Origin of the sequence: Rhizobium sp. PEPV16 (assembly GCF_008919455.1) — a bacterium.
In the GTDB taxonomy this organism is placed as follows: domain Bacteria; phylum Pseudomonadota; class Alphaproteobacteria; order Rhizobiales; family Rhizobiaceae; genus Rhizobium; species Rhizobium leguminosarum_Q.
On record NZ_VSZV01000356.1, the window covers coordinates 202,372 to 226,999 of the forward strand.

Here is a 24,628-nt window from a genome sequence, read left to right on the forward strand (position 1 = left end):
GCGCTTTTGGTGATTGTCGCAAAACCGCCGCACAGTTTTGCGCGAGATGTTTTATCCCCTCCAGCAGCACAGACTGGCCCGGCGCAAACCGGGCCTTTTTTATTCGGCGATGATCTTGACGCGATCGCCCGTTGCAACGGCTGCGCCCGTGGGCAGGGCGTTGATGAGCTTGAAGAGATCGAGCTTGCGGTCTGTGCCCATCATGCGGGCGGCGAGCGTCGAGATGTTCTCACCCTGCCGGACGGTGACGACGCGGATGCGCAGCGGCTTCAGCGAGGCGGTCTCTGCCGGCGTCATGCGGCGGAAGCTCGCCCGAAGCACATTCGCCGTTGGCTCAAGGGCGCCGCTGCCTTTCGGCACGGCGGTCAGGAAACGGAAGATCTGCGAATTGTTGCGGATCACGGTCACATCGAAATCCCAGCGGTCGGCGCTGGCGCGCGCGGTGGCTGCTTCCATGCCGTTGATGGTGATCGGCTGGATGGTCGACGGGTCGAGCCCGGTCACCCAGCCGCTGGAAATATAGTTGGTGAGGCTCTGTTTCTCGTTATCGGCGACGCCGTCGAAGCGGACTGCGATGTCGTTCGGGCCGGTGGCCATCACCGCTTCGACCTTGTTGTCGATGTGGAAATCCGGCGGCACGTCGAAACGGATACCTAGGCCGCCATGCAGGAAAGTCTGGCCGCGCACATAGCCTTCTTCCGGGCTGTCGCCGTAGAGCAGTCCGTCTATGCCATCGAGATAATAATTGCGACCTTTGTCGCCGACCGAGCCTTCCTGGCCGAAGGCGCGGGCGTGGGTGCGGGCAAGTTCGATGCGTTGGGCCGAATTCGGATGGCTCGACAGGAAGTCGAGGCTCTGGTCGGCTTCGGGATCAACCGACATGAAGCGACTGTAAGCGGCCATCGAATCGAGGAACCGGGCGGCGGCATAGGGGTCGTAGCCGGCTTCGCCGAGCATGCGCACGCCGATGACATCGGCCTGCAGTTCCTGCTGGCGGGAGAAGGCGGCGAGCCGCAGTTTGCCGCGGGCAAGCGCCTGCTTGCCGGCGATGTCGCTGGACAGGACCTCGGCGACGACGCGGCTGGCGATAACCTCGGCCTCTTCGCGCTTCTGCCGCTCGATGCCGTGGTTTGCCGTCACATGGCCCATTTCGTGCGACAGCACAGCGGCGACTTCCGAGGCGTCGTTGGCAAGGGCGAGCAGGCCGCGGGTGACGTAGAGATAACCGCCCGGCAGCGCGAAGGCGTTGATCGCCGGCGAATTCAGGATGGTGATGCGGTAGGACTGGCTCGGATTTTCCGACACCGCCGTCAGCGCGCCGGCGATGCGGGCGACGAGGCGCTCTGTTCTGGCGTCTTTGTATTCGCCGCCGTAGCTGGCCACGATGCGCGGATGCTCACGGGCGCCCATCGCTGCGCGCGGATCGTTCTTCTGCACCTCGTCGACGATCTGCGGATTGGAAGAAGGCGAAACACTGGGCTGATAGGATTGGTCGATCAGCGATTGACAGCCATTCAGCGCCATTGCGAGGGCCGAAAGCAGCATCATGCGACGCGCGAAGCGCCGCGGCGCGGAGATGGCATCACTGGAAAGCGCGGGCGATTTCCACGTCGTCAAGCTGTCCAGTCTGATTCTCCGCATCATGTCGCTGTTTTGCCGGTTTGCCGCAGATTCGGACCGACCGTGGCAAGGGGAACTCAACAGGTGCGCACCCCTGATCTCGCGCTGCACAATCGGCCGATACAAGTCGTTGCTGTAGCTGATTTACGCATCGGTTGCATAGCGAGACTTCGTTTAAATGTGGCGCCGTTGCATTTTAGCAAGCCTCAGGCATTAAGGCTTCCTTTCGCTCGGATGAAATTATGGCGAAAGTTCCGTCACAAAGCGGAGATTCGTCGACGGTGCGGAAAAAGAACGGCCCGATTGAAGCAACCGGCTCGATTGCGACAGTCCTGCGAGAAAATTGCAACCTTTGATATAGGCATCGAGAGGAACGTCTCCCGATGAAGCATCCTCTCGCAGTAACGATTCGACTATTCGGCAGCTTCCGCCGTCGCCGGTTGCGGCTTCGTGGTCTCCCCGGCGCGAGGCAGCGGCACGGGTTTCAGCATGATGGCGGCGGCAAGGCCGATCAGCGCAATGGCGCAGGAAGTCATGAAGAGCGGCGAGAAAGCGGCGGCATAGGTATCGGCGACGGCCTGGCGGCTCGCTTCGGGAAGGGCGGCCATCATTTTCGGCGTCAGCTGCTCGATATCGGCGACGCCGGGAATGGAAATGCCGACCTTGCCGAGCTGAGAGGCGATGATGGCGCCATAGATGGAAATGGCGATCGAGGCGCCGCCCATGCGCGACAGCGTCACCGAGCCGGTGGCGGCGCCGACGTCGCGGGCGGGTGCTGCATTCTGTACGCCGATGACGGGAACCTGCTGGGCAAGGCCGATGCCGATGCCGTGCAGCATCATGACCGCGCCAATAAAGGCGATCGGCGTTCCCGCGTGGATCTGCGACATCAGTGCGAAGGCGATGGCGCTGCAGGTGAGGCTTGCAATGGCGAAGGGCTTGTAGCGCCCCGTCTTCGAGATGATGCGGCCTGCGGAAAGCGACCCGCAGACGAGGCCGCCGGTCAGAAGGATGAAGAGCAGGCCGGCGGCAGACGGCGAAAGGCCGGTCGTGGTCTGCAGAAAGAGGGCGAGATAATTGACCATGCCGATGGCGATGGCGCCGCCCATGATCGAGATCACCAGGAGCAGGCTGAAGGTCGAATTGCGAAACAGCTGCAGGGGAACGATCGGTTCGGGCGCACGGCGCTCGACGAACACCCAGGTGACCGCACAGACGACGCCGAAGACGACGATGCCGATACTCTCAGGCGAAATCAGTGCACCGAACAGTTCGCTGCTGTCGGTGGCAAGCACGATGCTTGTCGTCGTCATGGCAAGCAGAAGCGCACCGGCATAATCGATCTTGGGGCGGCGATGCGGTTTGCGGTAGGGCAGCATGAAGGCAAGGCCGGTGAGCACGATGAAGCCGATCGGCACGTTGACGAGGAAGATCGAGCGCCAGCCGAAGAGATCGCTCATCGTGCCGCCGAGCACCGGGCCGATCGCGCCCGATGCCATCAGCACGAGGCTGGAATAGCTTTGGTAGCGAGCCCGCTCGCGCGGCTCGAACAGGTCGGCATTGACGGCGAAGATCGACACCATGATGCCGCCGCCGCCAAGGCCCTGCAGCACGCGGGCGGCGATCAGCGTGTCCATCGAGACCGCAAGGCCGCAGACTGTCGATCCGACGGTGAAGATCATGATCGCGGTCATCATCACGTATTTGCGGCCGAACAGATCGCCGAGCTTGCCGTAGACCGGCATGACGGCGCTCAGCGATAGGAGATAGGCCGAGCCGATCCAGCCGAAGCGCTCGAGATGGCCGAATTCGCCGACGATCGTCGGCAGAGCCGTGGAGACGATCTGATTATCAAGCGTCGCCATGAACATGGCCGTCATCAGGAAGAAGAAGAGGATAAGCCGGCGATGAGGATCCGTCACGAGCGGCGCAGGCGCGAGTTGCATGTCCATGGGAGGCATCGTTCCAGGTTGATGTGCTTTTATGTGCTAACAGCATATAATTGTCAATGGCACATTAATGACATCGGCATATTCAATTTTTGAATCGGCTCTGTTATGGTCCTGTGATGAGCGACGTCCTGACCAAGACCCCTTCTGCGGAGCCGGCCGAGCCGGATCGTGAAAACGTGCCGCGTATCGGCCGGAGCATGGCGCGCATGCGGCTGATGACCGGGCGGCGGCTAATCGGCCGGCTGGCGATCCAGAGTGCTGCACCGGGCCTCGAGCTTTCGCATCTCGACGTGCTCGATGCCGTGCGCAGGGCGCAGCCTGCCGGCGAGGTCACGGTCGGCATGATCGCGGAGATGCTGCGCATCGATCCGTCACGGGCAAGCCGGGTGGTGGCCGACATGGTCGGGCGCAACGTATTGCGCCGCGAGGCCTCACAGGCCGATGCGCGGCGGATCGTCGTCGTCATGACCGAGGTCGGCCAGGACCTGCTTGCCGAGATCGTCGCGCAGAAGCTTGCGATCATTTCCGAAATTGTTTCGGACTGGCCGCAGGAAGATGTCGAGCGCTTCGCAGCGCTTTTCGAGCGCTTCATCGGCGGCTACGAGGCGGTTTTCCTGTCGCGCGACAAGGATACGCCGGGCTGAGGCAGACGCCGTCGTTCGCCGGCCCTTCCCCTCGACCCCTCGTTTGCGCTAAGGGCAATGCCCATGAGCCAATCCACCTTCACCATTCTCCTTGGCGGCGAACTCAGCCTGACGGAGCGCCTGCGCGATGCCATCGAAGACAGCCGCTTCATTGCGGCCGATGGCGGCATGCGGCATGCGGCAGCACTCGGTATTACGCCGGAGCTCTGGGTCGGTGATTTCGATTCGACACCTGATGATCTCGCGGGTGCATTTCCCGATGTGCCGAAACAGCCCTATCCGGCCGCGAAGGCGGCGACGGACGGCGAAATCGCAGTGGCGGAAGCAATCGCGCGGGGTGCGCGGCGGCTCATCCTGGCCGGTGCGCTCGGCGGTGAACGTTCCGACCACGCGCTTCAGCATCTGCTGTCGGCCGTCAGCCTGGCAGAAGAGGGTTTCGACCTGCTGCTGACCTCGGGCAAGGAAGAGGCCGTGCCGCTGGTGGCCGGTACGATCGAACTGGACCTTCCCAAAGGCAGCCTGTTTTCCGTGCCCGGATTCAGCGAGCTGAGAGGGCTTACCATCGAGAATGCGCGTTATCCGCTGGCAGATTTCCATCTGCCTTTCGGCTCGTCGCGCACCATTTCCAATGTTGCGGAAGGCAAGGTTCGCTTTTCGCTCCGCAGCGGCCGGGCAATTGTGCTCGCCCGGCCCTATGATCTTTCCGGAGTCTGATTTTTGGCCCCTCCCATTCTGAAACTCGACGATATCTTCCTGAGCTTTGGCGGTGCACCGCTTCTGGCGGGTGCTGGCCTGCAGATCGAGCCCGGTGACAAAATCTGTCTCGTCGGGCGTAACGGCTCGGGAAAATCGACGCTGCTGAAGATTGCCGCCGGCCTGGTCGAGGCGCAGTCCGGCGAGGTCTTCCGCCATCCGTCCTCGACGGTGCGTTATCTCGAGCAGGCGCCGGATTTTGCCGGCTTCAACACGGTGCAGGCCTATGCCGAGGCTGGCCTCGGGCCGGGCGATGACCCCTATCGTGTCACCTATCTGCTGTCGCATCTCGGGCTGAGCGGCGATGAAGACCCCAAAATGCTGTCCGGTGGCGAATCGCGGCGCGCAGCCCTTGCCCGGGTTATGGCACCGGAGCCGGACATTCTTCTGCTCGACGAACCGACCAACCATCTCGACCTGCCGACCATCGAATGGCTGGAAGGCGAGCTGCAAAAGACACGTAGCGCTTTGGTGCTGATCTCGCACGACCGGCGTTTCCTCGAAAAAGTCTCGACGGCAACCGTCTGGCTCGACCGCGGCACCTCACGCCGGCTCGACAGAGGCTTTGCGCATTTCGAAGCCTGGCGCGACCAGGTGCTGGAGGCCGAGGAGCTGGAGCAGCACAAGCTCGGCAAGTCGATCGAGCGTGAGGAGCATTGGCTGCGCTACGGCGTCACGGCGCGGCGCAAGCGTAACATGCGCCGTCTTGGCGAGCTGCAGACAATGCGCTCGAACTATCGCGGCCACAAGGGGCCGCAGGGCACGGTGCAGGCGACGGTTTCGGACGCGCAGGAATCTGGCAAGCTGGTGATCGAGGCAGACAAGATCACCAAGAGCTTCGGCGAGCGGGCAATCGTCACGCCGTTTTCGATCCGCGTGCATCGCGGCGACTGCATTGGTCTGGTCGGGCCGAACGGCGCCGGGAAGACGACGCTGCTGAAGATGTTGACCGGGCAGCTTTCACCCGATAGCGGCATCGTCAAGCTCGGCACCAATCTGGAGATTGCGACGCTCGACCAGAAACGCGAGGATCTCGACCCCGAGGATACGCTTGCCAACTATCTGACGGATGGGCGCGGCGAAAACCTGCTCGTCAACGGCGAGCAGCGTCATGTTACCGGCTACATGAAGGAATTTCTGTTTCAGCCGGAACAGGCGCGTACGCCGATCAGAAGCCTCTCCGGCGGCGAACGCGCCCGGCTGATGCTGGCGCGCATCCTTTCGCGCCCGACGAACCTCTTGATCCTCGACGAGCCGACCAACGATCTCGATATCGAAACGCTCGATCTCCTGCAGGAGATTGTCGCCGGTTTTCCCGGCACCGTCATTCTCGTCAGCCACGACCGCGATTTCCTCGACCGCACCGTGACCTCGACGATCGCCCCCGCCGTCCCGGATGCGCCTGATGGTCGCTGGATCGAATATGCCGGCGGCTACTCGGACATGCTTGTACAGCGCAAGGGCGCGCTCGAGGAGCGTAAGAGGGCCGAGAAGGCAGCGGAGAAGCCGAAGACGCAGCAAGCAACAGCTTCAGGCAGCTCGAAGGTCAAGCTATCCTTCAAGCAGAAATTCGCACTGGAAAACCTGCCAAAGGAAATGGCGAAGGCCGAAGCCGAAATCGCCAAGCGCGAACAGGTGATGGCAGATCCCAATCTTTTCACGCGCGATCCCGCAGCCTTCAACCGGCTTGCCGGCGAGATGGAAAAACTGCGCGCCAGCCTGACTGACATGGAAGAGGAGTGGCTGGAGCTCGAAATGCTGCGGGAAGAGCTGGAAGGCTGAGATTTTCTCCAGGCTCAAGGCTCACTTTTCCTTGATTCGTCAGTGTGTCGTCCTGCGGCATAAGGTGCCGGCCGGCAGCCGGGGATATTGCCGATCGCAATGGCGACAAGGAAAAGTCATATGTCTCGCAAGCCTCATTCCCGTTTTCTCACAGCACTTACTGCCGGCAGCCTCGTGGCGCTTGCCCTGTCGCAAGCCGCACAGGCGCAAGACGCCCAGCGCATTCGTGTTCGCGGCGCAATCGAAAGCCTCAGCGGCGATACGCTCGTCGTCAAGACGCGCGAGGGCAACGATGCGACGGTCGCGCTGAAAGCCGGCTGGAAGGTCGGCGGCATCAAGAACGCTTCCGTCGAGGATATCAAGCCCGGCGATTTCGTCGGCGTCGCTTCGCTTCCGAAGGGCACAGGCCCGGACGGGGCGATCGAGGTGCTGATCTTTCCGGCGTCAATGAAGGGAACCGGTGAGGGCAACCGTCCCTGGGATGCGCAGCCGAACAGCCAGATGACCAACGCGACTGTCAGCAACGCCGTCAAATCCGTCGACGGCCACACGATCACGCTGACCTATCAGGGCAAGGAAAAGACCATCTCGATTGCCGATGGCACGCCGATCGTGACGTTGGCGCCTGCGACCAAGGATGATCTGAAGCCCGGTGCCGGTGTCGTCGTCACCGGCGAGACGGCGGCGGATGGCAGCATCTCGGCCAGCCAGATCGCCGTCGGCCTCAACGGCGTCATACCGCCCATGTGACCTGCGGCTTAAATCCTCGTCTTATGCATGCCGTCATCCCAAAACCGCTCCACACTTTTGGGCGGCATGCATTAAAGCGCCGGCGCGGGCACGGCGGCAGCGCCCGCACTGGCGCTGGCGCCGGTCTGGACGGCAGGCGGCTCCTCGGATGCTGGCGGCAGCGCCTGCAGATGCAGCACGCGCGGCCTCAGCGCCTCGAGATAGGCCTCGGAGCGGCCGATATAGATCATGCCGCTTTCGGGCATCGAGGTGAGCAGTTTGGCCATCGTTTCCTGTAATTCCGGCTCCATGCCTTCTAGCACTTCGTCGAAGATGATCCAGCGCGGACGCACGAGAAGCAGCCGGGCAAATCCGATCGCTTTCTGCTGGTCGCCGTCGAGCATCTTGTCCCAGCGGGCGCGGGTATCGAGCCTTGCGATCAGCGAATGGAGACCAACCTTGTCGAGGGCCGCCTCGACGGCGGCTTTCTCGTAGGCTTCGGGACGTTCGGGAAAGGCCAGCGCCTCGCGCAGCGTGCCGCCGGGAACATAGGCAACCTGCGGAACGAAGAGCATGTCGTCGATTGGCGGCAGGCCTATCGTGCCGCTGCCGCACGGCCAGAGGCCGGCCATCGCCTGGAAGAGCAGCTTGCGATTGACGCTGTGATCGCCGTTGATCATGATTTTTTCGCCAGCCTTGATCACGACATTGGTTTCACGCAGGCGGAAACCGCCGCATTCCTCGATGTCTTCGCCGATCTTGGCGACGATCACCACGTCCTTCAGCGTCAGCGTGTCGGGCGCGGCGTTTTCATAGGCGATGCTGTCCTTCAGGTCGAAGTCCTCTTCCATCTCGACCAGCGCCTGGCGGAAATCGGTGACGCGCATCAGCGTGGCGCGCCATTCGGCGATCGGGCCGAAATTGGACACATACCAGCGCAGCGCCGTGTTGACCTGGTTGAAGGCACCGACCGACATCATCAGCTGGCCGAGGGTGAGGCCGCCGGAGAAATAGGCGGGGGCGGCAACGATGATCGGGATGACGATCACCAGCCAGCCATAGCCGGCCGAAACCCAGGTGAGATTGGTATTGGCCATGGCAAGCCGCTTGACGACTGTCAGGACCGAGCTGATGTCGGTGTTGATGCGCCGGCGTTCGTTCTCCTCGCCGCGGGCAACGGTGATCGCCGGCATGTTTTCATTGGCATGCATCAGCGTGAAGCGAAGCTCGGCTTCTTTCGAAAAACGGTCGGCATTGAGCTTGACCAGCTTGCGGCCGACGACCTGGCTCAACACCGAGGCGGAAGCGGCATAGAAAATCGCTGCCCAGACCATGTAGCCTGGAATGGAGAAGCTATGGCCGCTGATGCGGAAGATGAACCCGCTCGAAAGCTCCCAGAGCACGCCGATGAAGCTCACCAGGAGAATGGTCGACTGCAGCAGGCCGAGAACCAATCCCGTCGTGCTTTCGGCGAGGTTGCGGGAATCCTCGTGCAGGCGCTGGTCCGGATTGACGCCGATCAGGCCGCTGGAGGCAAGCCGCAGCGCCCGCTTGCGCTTCAGCCACTGGTCAACCAGATCGCGTGACAAGCCTTCGCGCATATAGAGCGCCGTCATCTGATTCAGCCAGGCCTGCAGCACGTTGAGCAGCAGCAGTGTGCCGGCGATCATCGCGAAGATTTCGAGTTGGTGGAAGAATTCGCCGAGGTCGCGGCGCTCCAGCGAGTCGTAGAAGGGAGCATTCCACTCGTTCAAAATCACCTGGCCGTAGGACGTCGCCAGGATAACGAGGATCAGCACGGTCGCCAGAAACAGCACCCTGCCACGCACTTCCGAATTCCAGAATGCTGAGAACATGACGCCGAGGCGATATGTCAGGCTGAAATCATACCCTACCCTATCCTGCCTCCGGATGCCCGGCCTCCCCTCGATTTTATCTGCCATTACGCTTTTCCAAATCGCCCATACCCTTATAAATAACATGGTGGCGTTACCGGTCTATCAACAGATTCTATCAGTCATTAAAGTGTGATGATGCTTGCATGAGTCTCCCCTGCATGCATTCGCCAGTTGATTCGCAATTCGACTGGGTCTAATTAAGGCCTCCGTGGTGATTTGGCCGGCCGGCTTGCAGCCACGTTAAAAAAGTCGCTAAAGGGCCGCGTGCGGACCGGTAGCGATTTTTTTCGCCGCCGGTTTTTGTTTTTGATCGAGTGACCGCAATGCCCATCAAGATCCCCGATACGCTGCCCGCCTTCGAAACCCTGGTTCAGGAAGGTGTGCGGGTGATGACCGAGACGTTGGCGATCCGTCAGGATATCCGTCCGTTGCAGATCGGGCTGCTCAACCTCATGCCGAACAAGATCAAGACCGAACTGCAGATGGCCCGCCTCGTCGGCGCCTCGCCGCTGCAGGTGGAGCTGTCGCTCATTCGCATCGGCGGCCACAAGGCGAAGAATACGTCCGAGGATCATCTGCTCGCCTTCTACCAGACCTGGGAGGAGGTAAAGCACCGCAAGTTCGACGGCTTCATTATCACCGGGGCGCCGATCGAGCTTTTGCCCTATGAGGACGTCACCTATTGGCCGGAGATGCAGGAGATTCTCGACTGGACGGAAACAAATGTCCATTCGACGATGAACGTCTGCTGGGGCGCGATGGCGGCGGTCTATCATTTTCACGGCGTTCCGAAATACGAGCTGAAAGAGAAGGCCTTCGGCGTCTACCGCCACCGAAACCTGAAGCCTTCCTCGATCTATCTCAACGGCTTTTCCGACAATTTCGAGGTGCCTGTGTCGCGCTGGACCGAAGTGCGCCGCGCCGATATCGAGAAATCCGAAAGCCTGGAGATCCTGATGGAGTCCAGCGAAATGGGCGTCTGCCTCGTGCACGAGAAGAGAGGCCGGCGGCTCTACATGTTCAACCATGTCGAATATGATTCCACCTCGCTTTCCGACGAGTATTTCCGCGACGTCAATGCCGGGGTGCCGATCAAGATGCCGCACAATTACTTCCCGCATAACGATCCGGCGCTTGCGCCGCAGAACCGCTGGCGCAGCCATGCGCATCTTTTGTTCGGCAACTGGATCAACGAAATCTACCAGACGACGCCCTTTGATGTGGAAGAGATCGGCACCGATCTCTGACCATTGACGATCGCGCCGCGAGCCTATGCCGCCGCATCACTGCTGCGGCTTTTCTTTCTGATCCGCCGGTTGCGGATTGAAGCAAATGCGGGCAGGTTCCTGTCCCGAAACCTACCACACCGCGCGTCTTCATCGGACGTGCAATGCACACTTTGAATCGCTGCAAATTACTCAAATCGAGCCCGAGTTGAGGAATTTGCAGCAGAGATAGAATGGACGGTCGATCATGTCGGATAAGTTGGAGCGGGACGTTTTCGGTCAGACGCAGGCGGGCGAGACCGTCTATCGCGTCGTGATCAAGGGCGGTGGGCTGACGGCCAAGATCATAAGCTGGGGCGCGGTCATCCAGGATCTGCGCCTCGAGGGACATGACGCGCCGCTGCAGCTCGGCTTCGACGATTTTGACAGCTACCCTCTCTATTCGTCCTACTTCGGCGCGACGCCCGGCCGCTGCGCCAACCGCGTCGGCGGCGGTAGGTTTGCGCTTGACGACAAGGACTATCAGCTCGAACTGAATGAAAACGGCGTGACGCATCTGCATGGCGGCAGCGACAATATCGCCAAACGCAATTGGACAATCGTCGAGCACGACGTCGACCGCGTCGTACTGAAGATCGTCGATCCCGATGGCCGCGCCGGCTATCCCGGCAATTGCACCATCCAGGCGACTTTCTGGGTGCACGGCAATGGTGAACTGTCGGTCACCTACGAATCGACCAGCGACCAGCCGACGCTCGCCAATGTCTGCCAGCACGCCTATTTCAATCTCGACGGCCGCGAAGATGCGCTTGGCCATGACATCATGATAGCCGCCGATCACTATTTGCCGACCGATGAGAAGCAGGTGCCGACCGGCGAGATCCGTTCCGTCGAGGGCACGGAATTCGATTTCCGCGAGATGGCGCCGATGAAGCGTTTCGTCGGCAGCGAACAAGTGTTCTACGACCATAATTTCTGCCTGTCCCGCGAGCGTACCGCCAAAAGGAGCGTCGCGCTTGCCCGCAGCCTTTATTCCGGTGTGTCGCTGGAAGTGCGCAGCACGGAGCCAGGCGTGCAGTTCTATGCCGGCTTTAAGCTTGATGTCGGGGCGCCCGGCATCGGCGGGCGCAAATACGGCCCATTTGCCGGCTTCTGCCTGGAGACGCAGGTCTGGCCGGATGCCATCAATCGCCAAGGTTTTCCGAATGCGGTCTTGCGCCCCGGCGAAGTGCTGCGCCAGGAGACGGATTATATCTTCACCAAGAACTGAGCATCCTCCGGCGCCGCGCGTTCCTAACGCGGGGTGCTGTCGACGCACGACTGTCAAATTTGAGCGCTATGAAACCCTTGCCGGTCCGCCGGCGAGGGTTTTTTCGTTCCATGTTCGATTGTGCCTTGCCGATTGGTTCTATATAGGTTCTGTTGTGCGCCTATGGATAGAACCAGTCTGATAGCGGAACTGAAGAGCCGCGGCCTGCGTGACGAGGCGCTGACCGGGCCGCTCTACAAGCGGCTGGCGCAGATGCTGACCGGCCTCATTCAGGAAGGGCTGCTGAAGCCCGGCACCGCGCTGCCGGGTGAGCGCGACCTTGCCGAGGCTCTGAAGCTCGGCCGCGTCACCGTGCGCACCGCCTATCGCGATCTGATGGCATCCGGGGCACTGGAATCGCGCCACGGAAGCGGTACTTTCGTATCGAGCAGAGTGGAGCGCATGGAACAGTCGCTGTGGCGGCTTTCCTCCTTCTCCGCCGACATGCGTTCACGCGGGCGTCTGCCGGCCGCACGGATATTGTCGCGGGCGGTCAATACGCCGTCGCCGAAGGAATCCTTCCTGCTCGGCCTCGGCGGCGACGAGCCGGTGTTGAGACTCGACCGCTTGCGCCTTGCCGACGGCCTGCCGCTGGCGATCGAACGCGCCGTGGTGCCGATCAAGTTCCTGGGACACGATGCCGGCGGTGAGGGATCGCTCTACGATGCGTTGACGGCCAGCGGCCACAGGCCCGTGCGCGCGCTGCAGCGGCTGACGGCGGTCACGCTCGATCCGTCCTCCGCCGCGATCCTGAACGTCAAACCAGGCGCGCCGGCGCTCTTGATCGAACGTGTCTCGCGCCTGGAAGACCAGCGCGTCGTCGAATACACCCGCTCGCATTATCGCGGTGATGCTTATGATTTCGTTGCCGAATTGAGAATCGGAGATGACCTATGAATGACACCCAGTCACTGATGCTGCAGGAAGCCGGCCAATCGCCAGAGGTGGTCGCCACGCTGCTTGAAAAGGAAAAACCGGTCTTTGCCGAGATCGCCCGACTGTTTTCGTCCGCTCGCCCGAGCGTGGTGACGACGGCGGCGCGCGGCTCCTCTGACCACGCCGCCACCTTCTTCAAATATCTCTTCGAGATCACCTGCGGCGTTCCAGTCGCATCGGTCGGCCCGTCGATCGCTTCGGTCTATGGTGCGGCACTGAATCTGAAGGGCGGCGTCCATTTCACCGTCTCGCAGTCGGGTGCCAGCCCAGATATCGTCGCGCTGCAGGATGCGGCGAAGAAGGGCGGGGCAACGACGATCGCCGTCGTCAACGTCACCGACAGCCCGCTTGCGAAACAGGCCGACATCGTTCTCAGCCTCAATGCCGGTGCGGAAAGGAGTGTCGCGGCGACAAAGTCCTTCATCGCCTCGGTTGTAGCCCTTTCCGGGGTAACGGCTGCGATCGGCAGTGCGTCCGATCTGCAGGCCGCACTCGGCAAGCTGCCGGAGGCATTGTCGGCGACCGCCGGGATCGACACGGCGGCGGCCGAGGAGGTGCTCTTCAACGCGAGTTCGCTCTATACGGCCGGCCGCGGCCCAGCCTTCGCGATCGCCCTCGAAGCGGCGCTGAAGGCCAAGGAAACCTCCGGCCTGCATGCCGAGGCCTTCTCGCTGGCGGAACTGATGCATGGTCCGATGCGCCTGGTGCAGCCGGGCTTCCCGATCGTCGCCTTTGCACCCGACGATGCGGCCTTCGCCAACAATGTGCAGGCGCTGGAACGTCTGCAGAAACTCGGCGCCACCACCGTCGGCTTCTCGACGCAGCCGCTTTCCGGTGTCCATCTGCGCGTGCCGACGACGGGCAACGGCCTCATCGATCCGCTGGTGTCGCTGCTCATCTACTACCGGCTGATCGAGTCGGTGACGCGGCGCAGGGGCTTCAATCCCGACAAGCCGGCAAACCTGCTCAAGGTGACGGAGACGGTCTGATGGCCCGCAAGATCTTCCTCGGTGCCCGCATTTTCGACGGTGAGCGCTTCCATGACGACAAAGCCCTCATCGTTGCCGGCGGCCGTGTCGAAGCAGTCGCTGGCAGAAATGATCTGCCGGACGGCGAGGTGGTGACGCTTGCCAGCGGTGTTCTGTCGGCCGGCTTCATCGATGCGCAGGTCAATGGCGGCGCCGGGCGGATGCTGAACGACGAGCCTTCGGTCGCGTCGATGGACATCATCGCCGGCGGGCACCGGCCCTATGGCACGACGTCGCTTCTGCCGACGCTGATCACCGATACATCAGAGGCCTCCATTGCCGCCATTGAGGCGGCCCAGGAGGCAGTGAAAATGAACCGCGGCGTCGCCGGCCTGCATCTCGAAGGCCCGCATCTGGCGCCTGCGCGCAAGGGCGCGCATCTGGCCGAACTGATGCGGCCGGTAGAGGACCGCGATGTCAAGGCCTTCATCCGGGCGCGCGAGGCGATCGGCACGCTGCTCGTCACCATGGCCGCCGAGCAGGTGACGGTTGCCCAGGTGCGTGAGCTTGCGGAAGCCGGCGTCACCGTCAGCATCGGCCATTCCGATTGTTTGAGCGAGGCGGCGGAAGAACGTTTCGATGCCGGCGCGCGGGGCGTCACGCATCTCTTCAATGCCATGAGCCAGTTGGGACACCGTGCGCCCGGTCTCGTCGGCGCGGCGATCGATCATCCCTCGACCTGGTGCGGCATCATCGCCGACGGCCATCATGTCGATCCGAAGGCCTTGCGCACGGCGCTGCGCGCCAAACGCGGCGAGGGCAAGCTGTTCTTCGTCACCGACGCGATGTCGCTCGTTGGCTCTGAGAAGGATTCGTTCACGCTGAATGGGCGCACCGTCCGACGCGAAAGGGGCGGCTTCTGCTCAAAGCTGGTGCTGTCCGACGGCACGCTGGCCGGATCCGATGTCGATATGATCTCGACGATCCGTTACGGCGTCACCTATCTCGACCTGACGCTTGCCGAGGCTTTGCGCATGGCGACCCTTTATCCGGCGCGTTTCCTCCGGCTTGCCGACCGCGGCCATCTCTCGCCGGGTGCGCGCGCCGATCTCGTGCATCTCACCGATGCGCTTGCCGTCACCGCCACCTGGCTCAGCGGCGAAGCCGCCTGAACGCTAAGGCGCGTCGCGACCTTTCAGATTCGCCCTTCGCGCTTTAGATCTTTGTTTTGACACATGTCGTTATCGCGAACCGCGGCACACTTTTGCGCGACATGCTCTAGGAGAAGTGGGATGACCGACATTACCGATGCCTATTTCTCCAACCTCATCGGTCGGCTGGAAGAACTGAAGCAGACGCTGGCCGAGCCGATGGCGCAGGCAGCAGCCGTCATCCTCGATGCTGCCCACGCCGACAAGCGTGTCTATGTCTTCGGCACCGGCCATTCGCATATGCTGGCGGAAGAGGTGCACTATCGTGCCGGCGGGCTTGCCTTCACCGTGCCGGTGCTTGTCGGCTCGGCGATGCTGCATGAGGGTGCGGTCATCAGTTCGGTCTATGAGCGCACGCAGGGCCTGGTGCGACCGATGCTGGAGCGTTACGGCATGCAGCCGGGCGATGTCATCATCATCGCCTCCAATTCGGGTGTGAACGCCGCGCCGATCGAGGCCGCCGACTATGCGCGCGAAATCGGCGCAAAGGTGATTGCCATCACTTCGATCGCCTACTCCTCAGCGATCGCCAATGGCCGCCGGCGGCTCGCCGACGTGGCCGATGTGGTGCTCGACAACGGGCTGCCGCCGGGTGACGCCGTTCTCGATCTCGAAGGCACGGGGCTTCGGGTTGGGCCAGTTTCGACGGCGGTGGGCGTGACGGTCATCAATGCGATCTTCGCAGACGTCGCCTCGGAGCTTTCGAAATCCGGCGATGCGCCAATTTATCTCAGCGCCAACATGCCGGGTGCCGCCGAAATCAACCAGAAGCTCGTCAAGAAATACCGGCCGCGCAACCCGCATCTCTAGAGCGTGGTGACGATTTAACGGTTGGGGATTCCCAGGCTGGTGCCAATCAGATTCAACATTGACTTACGGAGGTCAGTGATGGATTGCGACGCACTTCGAGATGATCAATGAGAGCGCGTCAGGGGCTTTGTGCGGGTGGCACCAAAGTCGAATAAACAGCAGATGGAGAGTCTTTTCCGATATCCGGGAACCATTAAGCTCGTTCCAGAGATCAAGTTTTGCGGCACACAGCTCCGAACAAATTCGATCGACGGCGAGGGTGACGAACACATCGAAGAGTGTGCGTCCAAAGATTTCGACTCGGTTGCTATACCACACCGAGAACCGAACATGACTGCTCTTCTTGCTCTGCGCGGACTTTCAGATCTAGCAAGCATCAAAGATTCGACGTCGGACGCCGATGCCCTCACAATAGCAGATCCAACGATACTTATCCCCGAGAGCCCGGTTCTCGCCGGAGATTTCTCCAAATTTCGGGTGCTGGGGGTTCAATGCGCCAAACTGATGAGATATCTGCGCGATAGACAGCAAGTGAAGCGGTGATCCAGTGTATGCGGCATGATGCAGGTGGAGGCTAAACTTTGTTGGAACCAAGCTGCGGGGCTGTAGCTATCACAGCTTCTCTGTCCGCGTCGGTTACGACGTCAACCGCGCGCTCGATGTTTCCCAGTCGACCGTCGCTCGTGAATGCTCTCGATCAAATGCATTGAAGCTTCCACTCCTCTAAGCTCAACCTCTGCAATAATGAACACAGGTTGTATCGAAATGATCAACTTGTGGTAATCTCAATCACAGTATATGCTGTTCATCAGGGTCGGTGAATACGCATATAATTCTGCAGCAACTCGCCGCCGGGTGAAGCTGTGCTTAATTGGCAAGTAAAGACGTTCCACTCTTGTGGGGAGGGCGATGGATGTTGCGTGCGTGTAGCATTGTTCTTTTTGGCTCTTTGATAGGCGCGGCCACCGCCGCCGCACAAACGACTTGCGCCGACGGAGGCTCGCCTTCCTGGAAGGGTTTGAACCTTATCCAAACGGATTGCCAAAACTGGAAGGACGGCTACGTACCTCCGTCCGGGCAAATCTACGCAGCCCTGCAATTCCATTTCGTTCTCAAAAGCAAACCGGTCGGGTCAGCGGAGAGCAGGAGCGTTCTTGACGCGTTGAAAAGTCTGGTCACCAAGGACGACGCACAAGAGATCGCGCTCTCGGTTCTGCCGAAAATCGGCAACTATGACTCGGTTGAGACTCCAATCTATACCTACGTCGCGAGCAAGCCGGAGCGGACCTTTGGAACATCCGGCCAATTCGAATTCACGACGCCCTACATACGATACGATCAACAACCGCTGAGTTTCGTGCTCAAGGCGCGCGCGACAAGCAAGGCCGATCACGACATCAAGGGATTGATAGATCGTGTACAGCCGATTATCGCGACGGCATCGCCGAACGTCTGGTTGGTTTCCGAAGCGGCTAAGCCGGCGCTCAACGCTGTCGCGGATGTCACTGACACGGTGCTCGATGCCTACTACAATTCCGATGAGTCAACGACCGCCAGCTTCTCACTTGGCGACGAGGCCGCCGCCGGCGTGGTCAAGCGCGTACTCACATTGAAATCGGGGCAGGGTGACGCAGACATCGGAAGCCTGACCGTGTCGCTCAAAATGCGACGGTCGATCATTGCCGGCAACTCGATATCGTCCGACAGGAGCCCAAAGGATTTGGTCGTTGATTACTCGACGGTCGGCGGGATCCTTGGATACCAACTCCCGGCGATCGGCGACAAGAAGAATACCATTCTGGGGAGCTTCGCTTCCGACGATGGCGACCTGAAGATCCTCTCTGCGGTTGCATATGAAAAGACGGCGACGACAGGGCTTTCTGATGCCTGCAGGCAATTGCGGACAATCGGGCTTAACACGTTCGGATTCAACGATATCGACACCGCCAGGATGATCTACGAGCTTCTTTCGAGCGGCGAAAAGTCAGCCGCCTACACAGAAGAATCATCGGTGTGCTTCAGTAAGAGCGACTGGCAGAAAATCTCGGTACATCATATCTTCGAACCGCTGGTCAACCAAACCGTACCGACGAAAGACCGCATCGAGTATTTCGCGACAGGTCTTCGTCGGGGAATGACGACGATGACGATCTATCAGGACCAGCTCGAGGACGAGATGGAGCAGGTCGAGGACATGACGGGCGACAACCTCCTTCCGTCCTGCACCGGTTACAACATAGCGAAAAGCGATCTGATCAGCTGCCTGGATACATTCCATCTCAACCGCTACCAGATCGAAACATCGGAAGAGTCGCCGGTCCAGATCCTGGTTAGCCGTCGCTCTCAGGTTGGCGAGGTAGCCAACGCCGGCACGCGCTCCGGTGTGGAAGTAGTGGCGGTGGGAACGCCGGTTTCGGCTTCCACGACAACCAAGCTGGATTATGTCTATCGGGTTTCCCTGTTCTACAGCGACACGCAGAAGATCCGACGGATTAAGTTCGAGAAAGCCACACGTGCCAGTGTCGGTGACGATGTCACCGATAAGCTTTCATATCCTTGCTGGGTTAAAGGCAAGGGGCAGCCGCTCACTTGCCCGGACTTGATACCCCCGCCCTCCTGACGCGCCTAGCAGTGAACTGTTGATATCGTGTTCGAACTTGGGATTGTGGGGGTCTCATGCGTTTCAAACTGCTTGCTGTTCTTCTTTGCTGCTCGTTTGTCGTCTCCGCATGCACGCAGGGTGTGGTTGATACATACGGCGGGGGCGTCGGTACCGAGCTTTCCTATAGCACTATGGGGCAGCGCACCGCCGCCGAGGACAATTACGTGACGTTCATATGCCGGCAATCTGGCTCAGCGCCAGGCATCTGCTCGGTTGATTGGCAAGGCTTTACGCTTGCCGGGATGAACGACATCGACGCACGTTGCGACGGTTACCTGGCGTGGCTCGACAACCGCCGCCGCACAAATGGTCCCATACAAAAGCAAATCGCGGATACCGCCACCACAACAGCCACGGTAATGGCAGCCACGGGTGCTACCGGAACTGCCATAGGGATCGTCGCTGCAGCCTTCGGATTTGCGCGAAATAGCTTTGACAACACTCAATCTCGGCTCCTGATGGAGGTGAACCACTCGACGGTCCAGACAATCGTGCTGTCGAATCAGGAACGTTTCCGGAAGGAGTTTGCACTGGTTCGCGTCGAGAATCGTCCGACGGCAATCTACGTGCTGCGCCAATATCTGCGCCTTTGCATGCCCTATACGATCGAGAACCAGATCAATACCACGATCACCACTTACCAGCTTGGCGGCACGCGAGCCCTGGAAAGCGCTGAAAAAACGCCGCTGATCGATCTGGCGTTTCTGCGGCGGGAGTCGCTCAAACCCGAGAAAGCGGTCTATCGGCCGCCGAACCCTCCCATCGATAGTAACTCAAAGTACGAGCTGATATCGACTAAGGCGAACCTGCGCTCGACAAAGCTGATCCAGAGTGCACTTACCGCGATTTGCGCTTCCCCAGAGGAAGTCGACAATCCCACGCCGCACACCGTTGTACTCGTTAAAGTGCTGCAGCAGTATAGGAAAATCAGGAAATCCGTTCCAGGCAAAGTCCTCGACGGCAAAATGGACGATGGCGATTTAGCCGAGGTTGCCGGCCTGCCACCTTGCTCGCTTTCGACGGCACAAAACTTCTATGAACAGAAGGCATATCCGTCTGGGATCATGAGCGCGAGCAACAGCCTGATCGAACTCATCAACGGACGCCTTGCCGAGGCAGACCGACTGCCGGCCGGAGCCGACGAGCCGACGATCCGCGCGGGCATCGCGAAGGTGCGCGCCGATCCGAGCCTGGGTCTTGAACTCAATGATCCAACGCTATCCAAACAATTGACTGCGGAACTCATCGACAAACTTTAAGGGGGCTGTGATGGTTTATGCCGCGAATGGTATTAAGCCGGTCAGGGCAATGCCTGAACCGGATGCAGGTCGGCTCGCGCGCGTGGGGCCGGGCGAAAAGCTTTTCGGCACAGGCAAGACTGTTGCCGGCGCGACGCAGAACGATCCATCCGAGTGGATTGAGGTGTTTCTTCCCGACGACAAAACGACTGGGTGGATCCTCGCTATCGATTTCAAGGAGGAGCCCGACCCAGCTCCCCGTCCCCTCGACGAAGAGTTCTTCGTGCGAAGCTGTTTGACTGTTGAGCGGGAACTCAACGCCGATGCCAAGACGGCACCTTGGTACGTCGCTGCCGATTATTTGATCGCGCGTGCGATCTTTGAAACGGGCCTCTCGGCAGGTGGCGTGAGCTTGGCCGGGCCGATGGGACCGCTCGCTCTCACTTCGACAGAGTTCAGCGATTTCCTGACGTTGTCTGGTCTAGACCTCGCGAAAGAATTCGGTCCGGGCGACAGCCGGCTGCTACTGGCTCAGATATTCGCCTGCGGATACGCCGTGAGCAAGACGGCGAGGGACTTCAGCAAAGCGAGCACCGCGAGGACCAATCCTGTCAACGATGTCGATGTCCCGAGTTATCTGGATCTCTTTCTCGCTTACCTCATCGATCTAAGCACAGCCGTGGCTCTATCCGATCCAGCGTTGGACAAGTCGCAAACGTTGGCTCAGTTCGGCCTCACGAACGCGACTATTTCTGCCCTGTCGTCGCGATCGGGCCTCGCTGGAACGAAATCAGACACGACGGTTTCCGCGTTCCTCAAGAACGTCTCTGAAGTGCTCGCCCGTCTGCTCGACTCCGCATTCGACCGTATTAAAACCCTGGCGGCTGACGAGTTGCCTAAGGCCGAGGGGGGCGTTCCTCCATGGTTGACGATTGCGCGATCTGAACTGGCGCGGCCCGTAAGTGAAACGGTGAACGCAGACCGGATTCCGGTATATTTCGACGCAATCAGATTCGGAAATATAAACAGCAAGGTACCACATTGGTGCGGGGCCTTCGTTGGCTTCTGCGTGAAGACTTCAGGAGCAAGCCTGCCTGACGGGCCAGCCCGCGCGGCGAACTGGAAGACTTGGGGTAACCGCAGTTTTCCGCTTGGTGCGTCAGATATTCCGTTGGGCGCGGTTGTCGTTCTAAAGCCCCAGGATCCCAAGACAAGCGGGCACGTCGCGTTCTTCGAGAAGTTCGCGGAAAACCGGAAAGTGGAGTTGCTCGGAGGCAATCAGGACGATCAGGTCTCGCAGAAGTCGTTTGCCGTGACGGAAATTTCGGCGATACGAATGCTGGCCGAGGCTCTTCCGTTTGGAGCGGCCGGTGCCTTCGACATGACGAAGGCTGAGGTCAAGGCGGAGTTCCAGCGATACGGTGATTTGATTGTCGATAGGTTCAAGCGAGCGGGTTTCAACACGCGACATCAGCTGGTGGCGGCGTTGGCAAACGGGATAAGGGAGTCTGGCTTAAATCCCAGGGCGGCATCCGATCCTCCGGAAAAGAGCTTCGGACTTTTCCAATGCAATCAGACAGCGGGACTGGGGAAGGGGTACTCTGTGGAGCAACTCATGGACCCCGACCTCAACATCGCGTTGATCATTGCCGAAGCCAGGCGGTCTCGTTCGTTCGTTTCCGCATCGACGCTCAAGGACGCTGTTGAGGCATTCGTGAAATATGTGGAGCGCCCGAAAGACACGTCAGGAGAGATAGACAAGCGAATCGCTATAGCGGGCCGATTGCTCGGAGCGTGATCAGGGCATGAGGCCGGGGGACCGGTACCGACTGGTCAACAGTTCGATATTGTGCAATCAAGGGCCACGATCTGCGCGCCTTGACAACTTGGAGTCTACCATTAGGCAAGGAATTGCTCTAAAGGCGGCGGATACAAAAAAGGCCGGCGTGAGCCGGCCTCTTCGGTAGGCTGAAACCAGGATCAGTCCTTGGCGCGTTCAACGTAGGAATTGTCTTCCGTCGCGATGACGACGCGGGTGCCGGCATTGATGTGCGGCGGCACCATGGCGCGCACGCCGTTCGACAGTATGGCCGGCTTGTAGGAAGACGAAGCCGTCTGGCCCTTGACGACCGGTTCCGTCTCCATGATTTCGAGCGTGACGTGGCGCGGCATCTGGATCGCCAGCGCAATGCCTTCATGCATTGACAGAACGCAGGTCATGCCTTCCTGCAGATAAGCCTTGTCGTCCCCCATCGTGTCGACATCGACGACGACCTGATCGTAGTTTTGAGGGTTCATGAAGTGAAAGCCTTCGCCGTCCTCGTAGAGGAATTGATGGTTCACGTCCTCGACGAAGGCGCGCTCGACCTGTTCGGTGGTGCGCCAGCGCTCGGAAACCTTCACGCCGTCGACGATGCGGCGCATGTCGACCTGGGTGACCGGCGTGCCCTTGCCCGGATGAAAGTTCTGGGCGGTGAGAACGACATAGAGCTTGCCGTCGACATCGAGAACGTTGCCCTTGCGGACCGAAGAGGCGATGACCTTGACCATAAGACTTCCTTGTAACTCGGCTTTCGGCGTCGTAGATGACTGTCGAGACGCTCCGAAGACGCAAATGTTTTTCTTTGGGGCGCAACTAACCTAAAATCCGGGAAATAGCCACCCCCCATACCGGCCTCTCCGGCGAAGAAAGCTTGGAATGAACTCTTCGGCGAAAGCGTCCCCCTGGTGGACCCCGTCCGTGCATGCCGACCGCCGTCCGTTCCTGATCGGACGCAATGCGATCCAGGCGGCGTTGCGCGGGTTTTTCGCGCGCGAGGATTTCATCGAGGTGGATACCGCGGTGCTGCAGGTCTCCCCCGGCAACGAGGCGCATCTGCATGCCTTCGCGACGGAAGCACTGACGACGGATGGGCAAAAGGCGCCGTTCTACCTGCACACCTCGCCGGAATTTGCCTGCAAGAAGCTGCTTGCGGCTGGCGAGGAGCGCATCTCGTGTTTTGCGCATGTCTATCGCAATCGCGAGCGCGGGCCGCTGCACCATCCCGAGTTCACCATGCTCGAATGGTACCGGGCCGGCGAAGGCTACGAAAGCCTGATGATGGATTGCGTGCGGATCCTGGCGCTGGCGACTGAGACGGCGAAGACCGGGAAGCTTGCCTATCGCGGCGCCGAGAGCGATCCCTTCGCCGGGCCGGAGCGGATCAGCGTTGCCGAAGCGTTCGAGCGTCATGCCGGAATCGATCTTCTCGCCTCGGTCGCAGCCGACGGTTCGACCGACCGCGACCATCTGGCGAGGGAGATGAAGCGCGTCGGCATGCGTGTTGCCGATGACGACGGCTGGGCCGATCTCTTCAGCCGGGTGCTGGTCGAAAAGATCGAGCCGCATCTCGGTTTCGGCCGCATCACCATCCTCGACGAATATCCGGTCTCGGAGGCAGCCCTTGCCCGTCCCTCGGCACGCGACTCCAGAGTTGCCGAACGTTTCGAGCTCTATGCCTGCGGCGTCGAGCTTGCGAACGGCTTCGGCGAACTGACCAACGCTGCCGAACAGCGGCGACGGTTCGAGATCGAGATGGCCGAGAAGGCGCGGGTCTACGGCGAGACCTATCCGATCGACGATGATTTCCTCGCCGCGCTGTCGCTGATGCCTGAGGCAAGCGGTATCGCGCTCGGCTTCGACCGGCTGGTGATGCTGGCGACGGGAGCATCGCGCATCGACCAGGTGCTCTGGGCGCCGGTGGCGGAGTATGGAAGATGAATGTCGTCAAACAGATCAAGAGCGTCGACGATCTTGTGAAGGCGGGGCTGGTCGCGTCTGCCGATCGCGCAGCGCTCGAGGAGGTGGCGGCGCGTTACGCGGTTGCGCTGACGCCTGGCATCAGCAAGCTCATTGATCGAGCCGATCCCGATGATCCGATCGCACGGCAATTCGTGCCCGATGCAGCCGAACTTACGATCGCCCCGGAAGAACGTGCCGATCCGATCGGCGATCATGCCCACAGCCCCGTCGAAGGCATCGTTCACCGCTATCCCGATCGTGTCTTGCTCAAGGCCGTGCATGTCTGCCCGGTCTATTGCCGCTTCTGCTTCCGGCGCGAAATGGTGGGGCCGCAGGGCCTCGGCACGCTCGATGCCGCAGCGATGCAGGCCGCTTTCGATTATATCCGCGGTCACGAGGGGATCTGGGAAGTCATCCTCACCGGCGGCGATCCGCTGGTGCTTTCTCCGCGCCGGCTCGGCGAGATCATGGAGGCGCTTGCCGGCATCGCGCATGTGAAGATCATCAGGTTCCACACGCGTGTTCCGGTCGTCGACCCCGAGAAGATCGATGCGGCGCTGATCGCCGCGCTGAAGGCGAGCGGCAAGACGGTGTATGTGGCGCTGCACGCCAACCATCCGCGCGAACTGACGCCGGAAGCGCGGGCCGCCTGCGGCCGCCTCGTCGATGCCGGCATCGCCATGGTCAGCCAGTCGGTGCTGCTCAAGGGTGTCAACGACGATCCAGACGTGCTGGCGAAGCTGATGAAGGCCTTCGTCGAAATCCGCGTCAAACCCTATTACCTCCATCATCCGGATCTGGCGCCCGGCACCAGTCATTTCAGGGTGACGATCGACGAGGGGCAGGAGATCGTCGCGGGGTTGCGCGGCCGGATTTCCGGTCTCTGCCAGCCGGCCTACATCCTCGATATCCCAGGCGGTCACGGCAAGGCCGTCATCAGCGGAAGCGCGATGCGGGCGACAGGCGACGGATGTTATTCCGTCACCGATTATCGCGGCGGTGAGCATTCCTATCCGCCGGCCGATTGAGACAAAACGCGGCGTTTGCGTGTCATTTCTGTACTCTCCACGCCAGAAACCAGAGTGTGTCGCAGTATCGAAATTACCTTA

The 24,628-nt window shown here is 60.6% G+C and carries 20 protein-coding genes and 1 riboswitch; of the genes, 16 read left to right on the forward strand and 4 right to left on the reverse strand.

Translation table 11 applies throughout. The features are described from left to right. Positions 1-99 precede the first annotated feature (99 nt). Positions 100-1,644, reverse strand: coding sequence for a M48 family metalloprotease (locus FY112_RS35400; RefSeq protein ID WP_025396409.1), 1,545 nt, complete (start codon positions 1,642-1,644; stop codon positions 100-102). Positions 1,645-2,033: 389 nt separating this feature from the next. Next, the gene (locus FY112_RS35405) at positions 2,034-3,572 is read right to left on the reverse strand and encodes an MDR family MFS transporter (RefSeq protein WP_017962522.1); all 1,539 of its coding nucleotides are present in this window, start codon (positions 3,570-3,572) and stop codon (positions 2,034-2,036) included. Positions 3,573-3,688: 116 nt separating this feature from the next. On the opposite strand from FY112_RS35405, the gene FY112_RS35410 reads away from it, so the two are divergent. The 4 genes from FY112_RS35410 to FY112_RS35425 all read left to right on the forward strand — a co-directional run bounded on the left by FY112_RS35410 (position 3,689) and on the right by FY112_RS35425 (position 7,501). After that, positions 3,689-4,216 (forward strand): MarR family winged helix-turn-helix transcriptional regulator, encoded by a 528-nt coding sequence (locus FY112_RS35410; RefSeq protein ID WP_026158935.1) that lies wholly within the window; start codon positions 3,689-3,691, stop codon positions 4,214-4,216. 57 nt (positions 4,217-4,273) lie between these two features. Continuing rightward, entirely contained in the window at positions 4,274-4,930 is a 657-nt protein-coding gene (locus FY112_RS35415) for a thiamine diphosphokinase (RefSeq protein ID WP_017962520.1), read from the forward strand. A gap of 3 nt (positions 4,931-4,933) precedes the next feature. Next, entirely contained in the window at positions 4,934-6,751 is a 1,818-nt protein-coding gene (locus FY112_RS35420; RefSeq protein WP_017962519.1) for an ABC-F family ATP-binding cassette domain-containing protein, read from the forward strand. Positions 6,752-6,871: 120 nt separating this feature from the next. Continuing rightward, positions 6,872-7,501, forward strand: coding sequence for a DUF5666 domain-containing protein (locus tag FY112_RS35425; RefSeq protein ID WP_043294605.1), 630 nt, complete (start codon positions 6,872-6,874; stop codon positions 7,499-7,501). 71 nt (positions 7,502-7,572) lie between these two features. Here the strand turns inward: FY112_RS35425 and FY112_RS35430 are convergent, their stop codons facing one another. Further along, positions 7,573-9,462 (reverse strand): ABC transporter ATP-binding protein/permease, encoded by a 1,890-nt coding sequence (locus tag FY112_RS35430; RefSeq protein WP_172426316.1) that lies wholly within the window; start codon positions 9,460-9,462, stop codon positions 7,573-7,575. A gap of 114 nt (positions 9,463-9,576) precedes the next feature. Beyond that, positions 9,577-9,654, forward strand: a riboswitch (SAM riboswitch). Positions 9,655-9,701: 47 nt separating this feature from the next. On the opposite strand from FY112_RS35430, the gene metA reads away from it, so the two are divergent. From metA to FY112_RS35475, 10 genes are all read left to right on the forward strand, one after another. Beyond that, positions 9,702-10,625: a homoserine O-succinyltransferase gene (gene metA, locus FY112_RS35435; RefSeq protein WP_003543755.1), complete on the forward strand. Its 924-nt coding sequence runs from the start codon at positions 9,702-9,704 to the stop codon at positions 10,623-10,625. A gap of 226 nt (positions 10,626-10,851) precedes the next feature. Next, positions 10,852-11,874: an aldose epimerase family protein gene (locus FY112_RS35440; protein WP_151520401.1), complete on the forward strand. Its 1,023-nt coding sequence runs from the start codon at positions 10,852-10,854 to the stop codon at positions 11,872-11,874. A 162-nt stretch (positions 11,875-12,036) separates the two neighbouring features. Further along, positions 12,037-12,810, forward strand: a complete 774-nt coding sequence (locus FY112_RS35445; RefSeq protein ID WP_151520402.1) for a GntR family transcriptional regulator — start codon at positions 12,037-12,039, stop codon at positions 12,808-12,810. Then, positions 12,807-13,838: an SIS domain-containing protein gene (locus FY112_RS35450; protein ID WP_151520403.1), complete on the forward strand. Its 1,032-nt coding sequence runs from the start codon at positions 12,807-12,809 to the stop codon at positions 13,836-13,838. The genes FY112_RS35445 and FY112_RS35450 overlap by 4 nt, the downstream gene beginning before the upstream one ends. Then, positions 13,838-14,989 carry an N-acetylglucosamine-6-phosphate deacetylase gene (nagA, locus tag FY112_RS35455; protein ID WP_151520404.1) on the forward strand — a complete coding sequence of 384 codons (1,152 nt, stop codon included), beginning with the start codon at positions 13,838-13,840 and terminating at the stop codon, positions 14,987-14,989. The genes FY112_RS35450 and nagA overlap by 1 nt, the downstream gene beginning before the upstream one ends. Before the next feature lie 120 nt (positions 14,990-15,109). Then, entirely contained in the window at positions 15,110-15,838 is a 729-nt protein-coding gene (locus FY112_RS35460) for an SIS domain-containing protein (RefSeq protein ID WP_151520405.1), read from the forward strand. Between the two features lie 162 nt (positions 15,839-16,000). After that, on the forward strand, positions 16,001-16,381 hold the full coding sequence (locus FY112_RS37250) for a hypothetical protein (RefSeq protein WP_210384816.1): 381 nt from the start codon (positions 16,001-16,003) through the stop codon (positions 16,379-16,381). 370 nt (positions 16,382-16,751) lie between these two features. Next, a complete protein-coding gene (locus tag FY112_RS35465) occupies positions 16,752-18,458 on the forward strand; it encodes a hypothetical protein (protein WP_151520406.1) in 1,707 nt (568 codons plus the stop codon). 56 nt (positions 18,459-18,514) lie between these two features. Next, positions 18,515-19,759 carry a hypothetical protein gene (locus FY112_RS35470; RefSeq protein ID WP_151520407.1) on the forward strand — a complete coding sequence of 415 codons (1,245 nt, stop codon included), beginning with the start codon at positions 18,515-18,517 and terminating at the stop codon, positions 19,757-19,759. A 10-nt stretch (positions 19,760-19,769) separates the two neighbouring features. Next, a complete protein-coding gene (locus tag FY112_RS35475; RefSeq protein ID WP_151520408.1) occupies positions 19,770-21,536 on the forward strand; it encodes a hypothetical protein in 1,767 nt (588 codons plus the stop codon). 182 nt (positions 21,537-21,718) lie between these two features. On the opposite strand, the gene efp is transcribed toward FY112_RS35475, so the two are convergent. Further along, positions 21,719-22,288 carry an elongation factor P gene (gene efp, locus FY112_RS35480; RefSeq protein WP_017962511.1) on the reverse strand — a complete coding sequence of 190 codons (570 nt, stop codon included), beginning with the start codon at positions 22,286-22,288 and terminating at the stop codon, positions 21,719-21,721. 148 nt (positions 22,289-22,436) lie between these two features. On the opposite strand from efp, the gene epmA reads away from it, so the two are divergent. Further along, on the forward strand, positions 22,437-23,498 hold the full coding sequence (epmA, locus tag FY112_RS35485; RefSeq protein WP_151520409.1) for an EF-P lysine aminoacylase EpmA: 1,062 nt from the start codon (positions 22,437-22,439) through the stop codon (positions 23,496-23,498). Then, positions 23,495-24,547 carry a lysine-2,3-aminomutase-like protein gene (locus FY112_RS35490; protein WP_151520410.1) on the forward strand — a complete coding sequence of 351 codons (1,053 nt, stop codon included), beginning with the start codon at positions 23,495-23,497 and terminating at the stop codon, positions 24,545-24,547. Before epmA ends, FY112_RS35490 begins: the two co-directional genes overlap by 4 nt. The last annotated feature ends 81 nt before the right edge of the window (positions 24,548-24,628 follow it).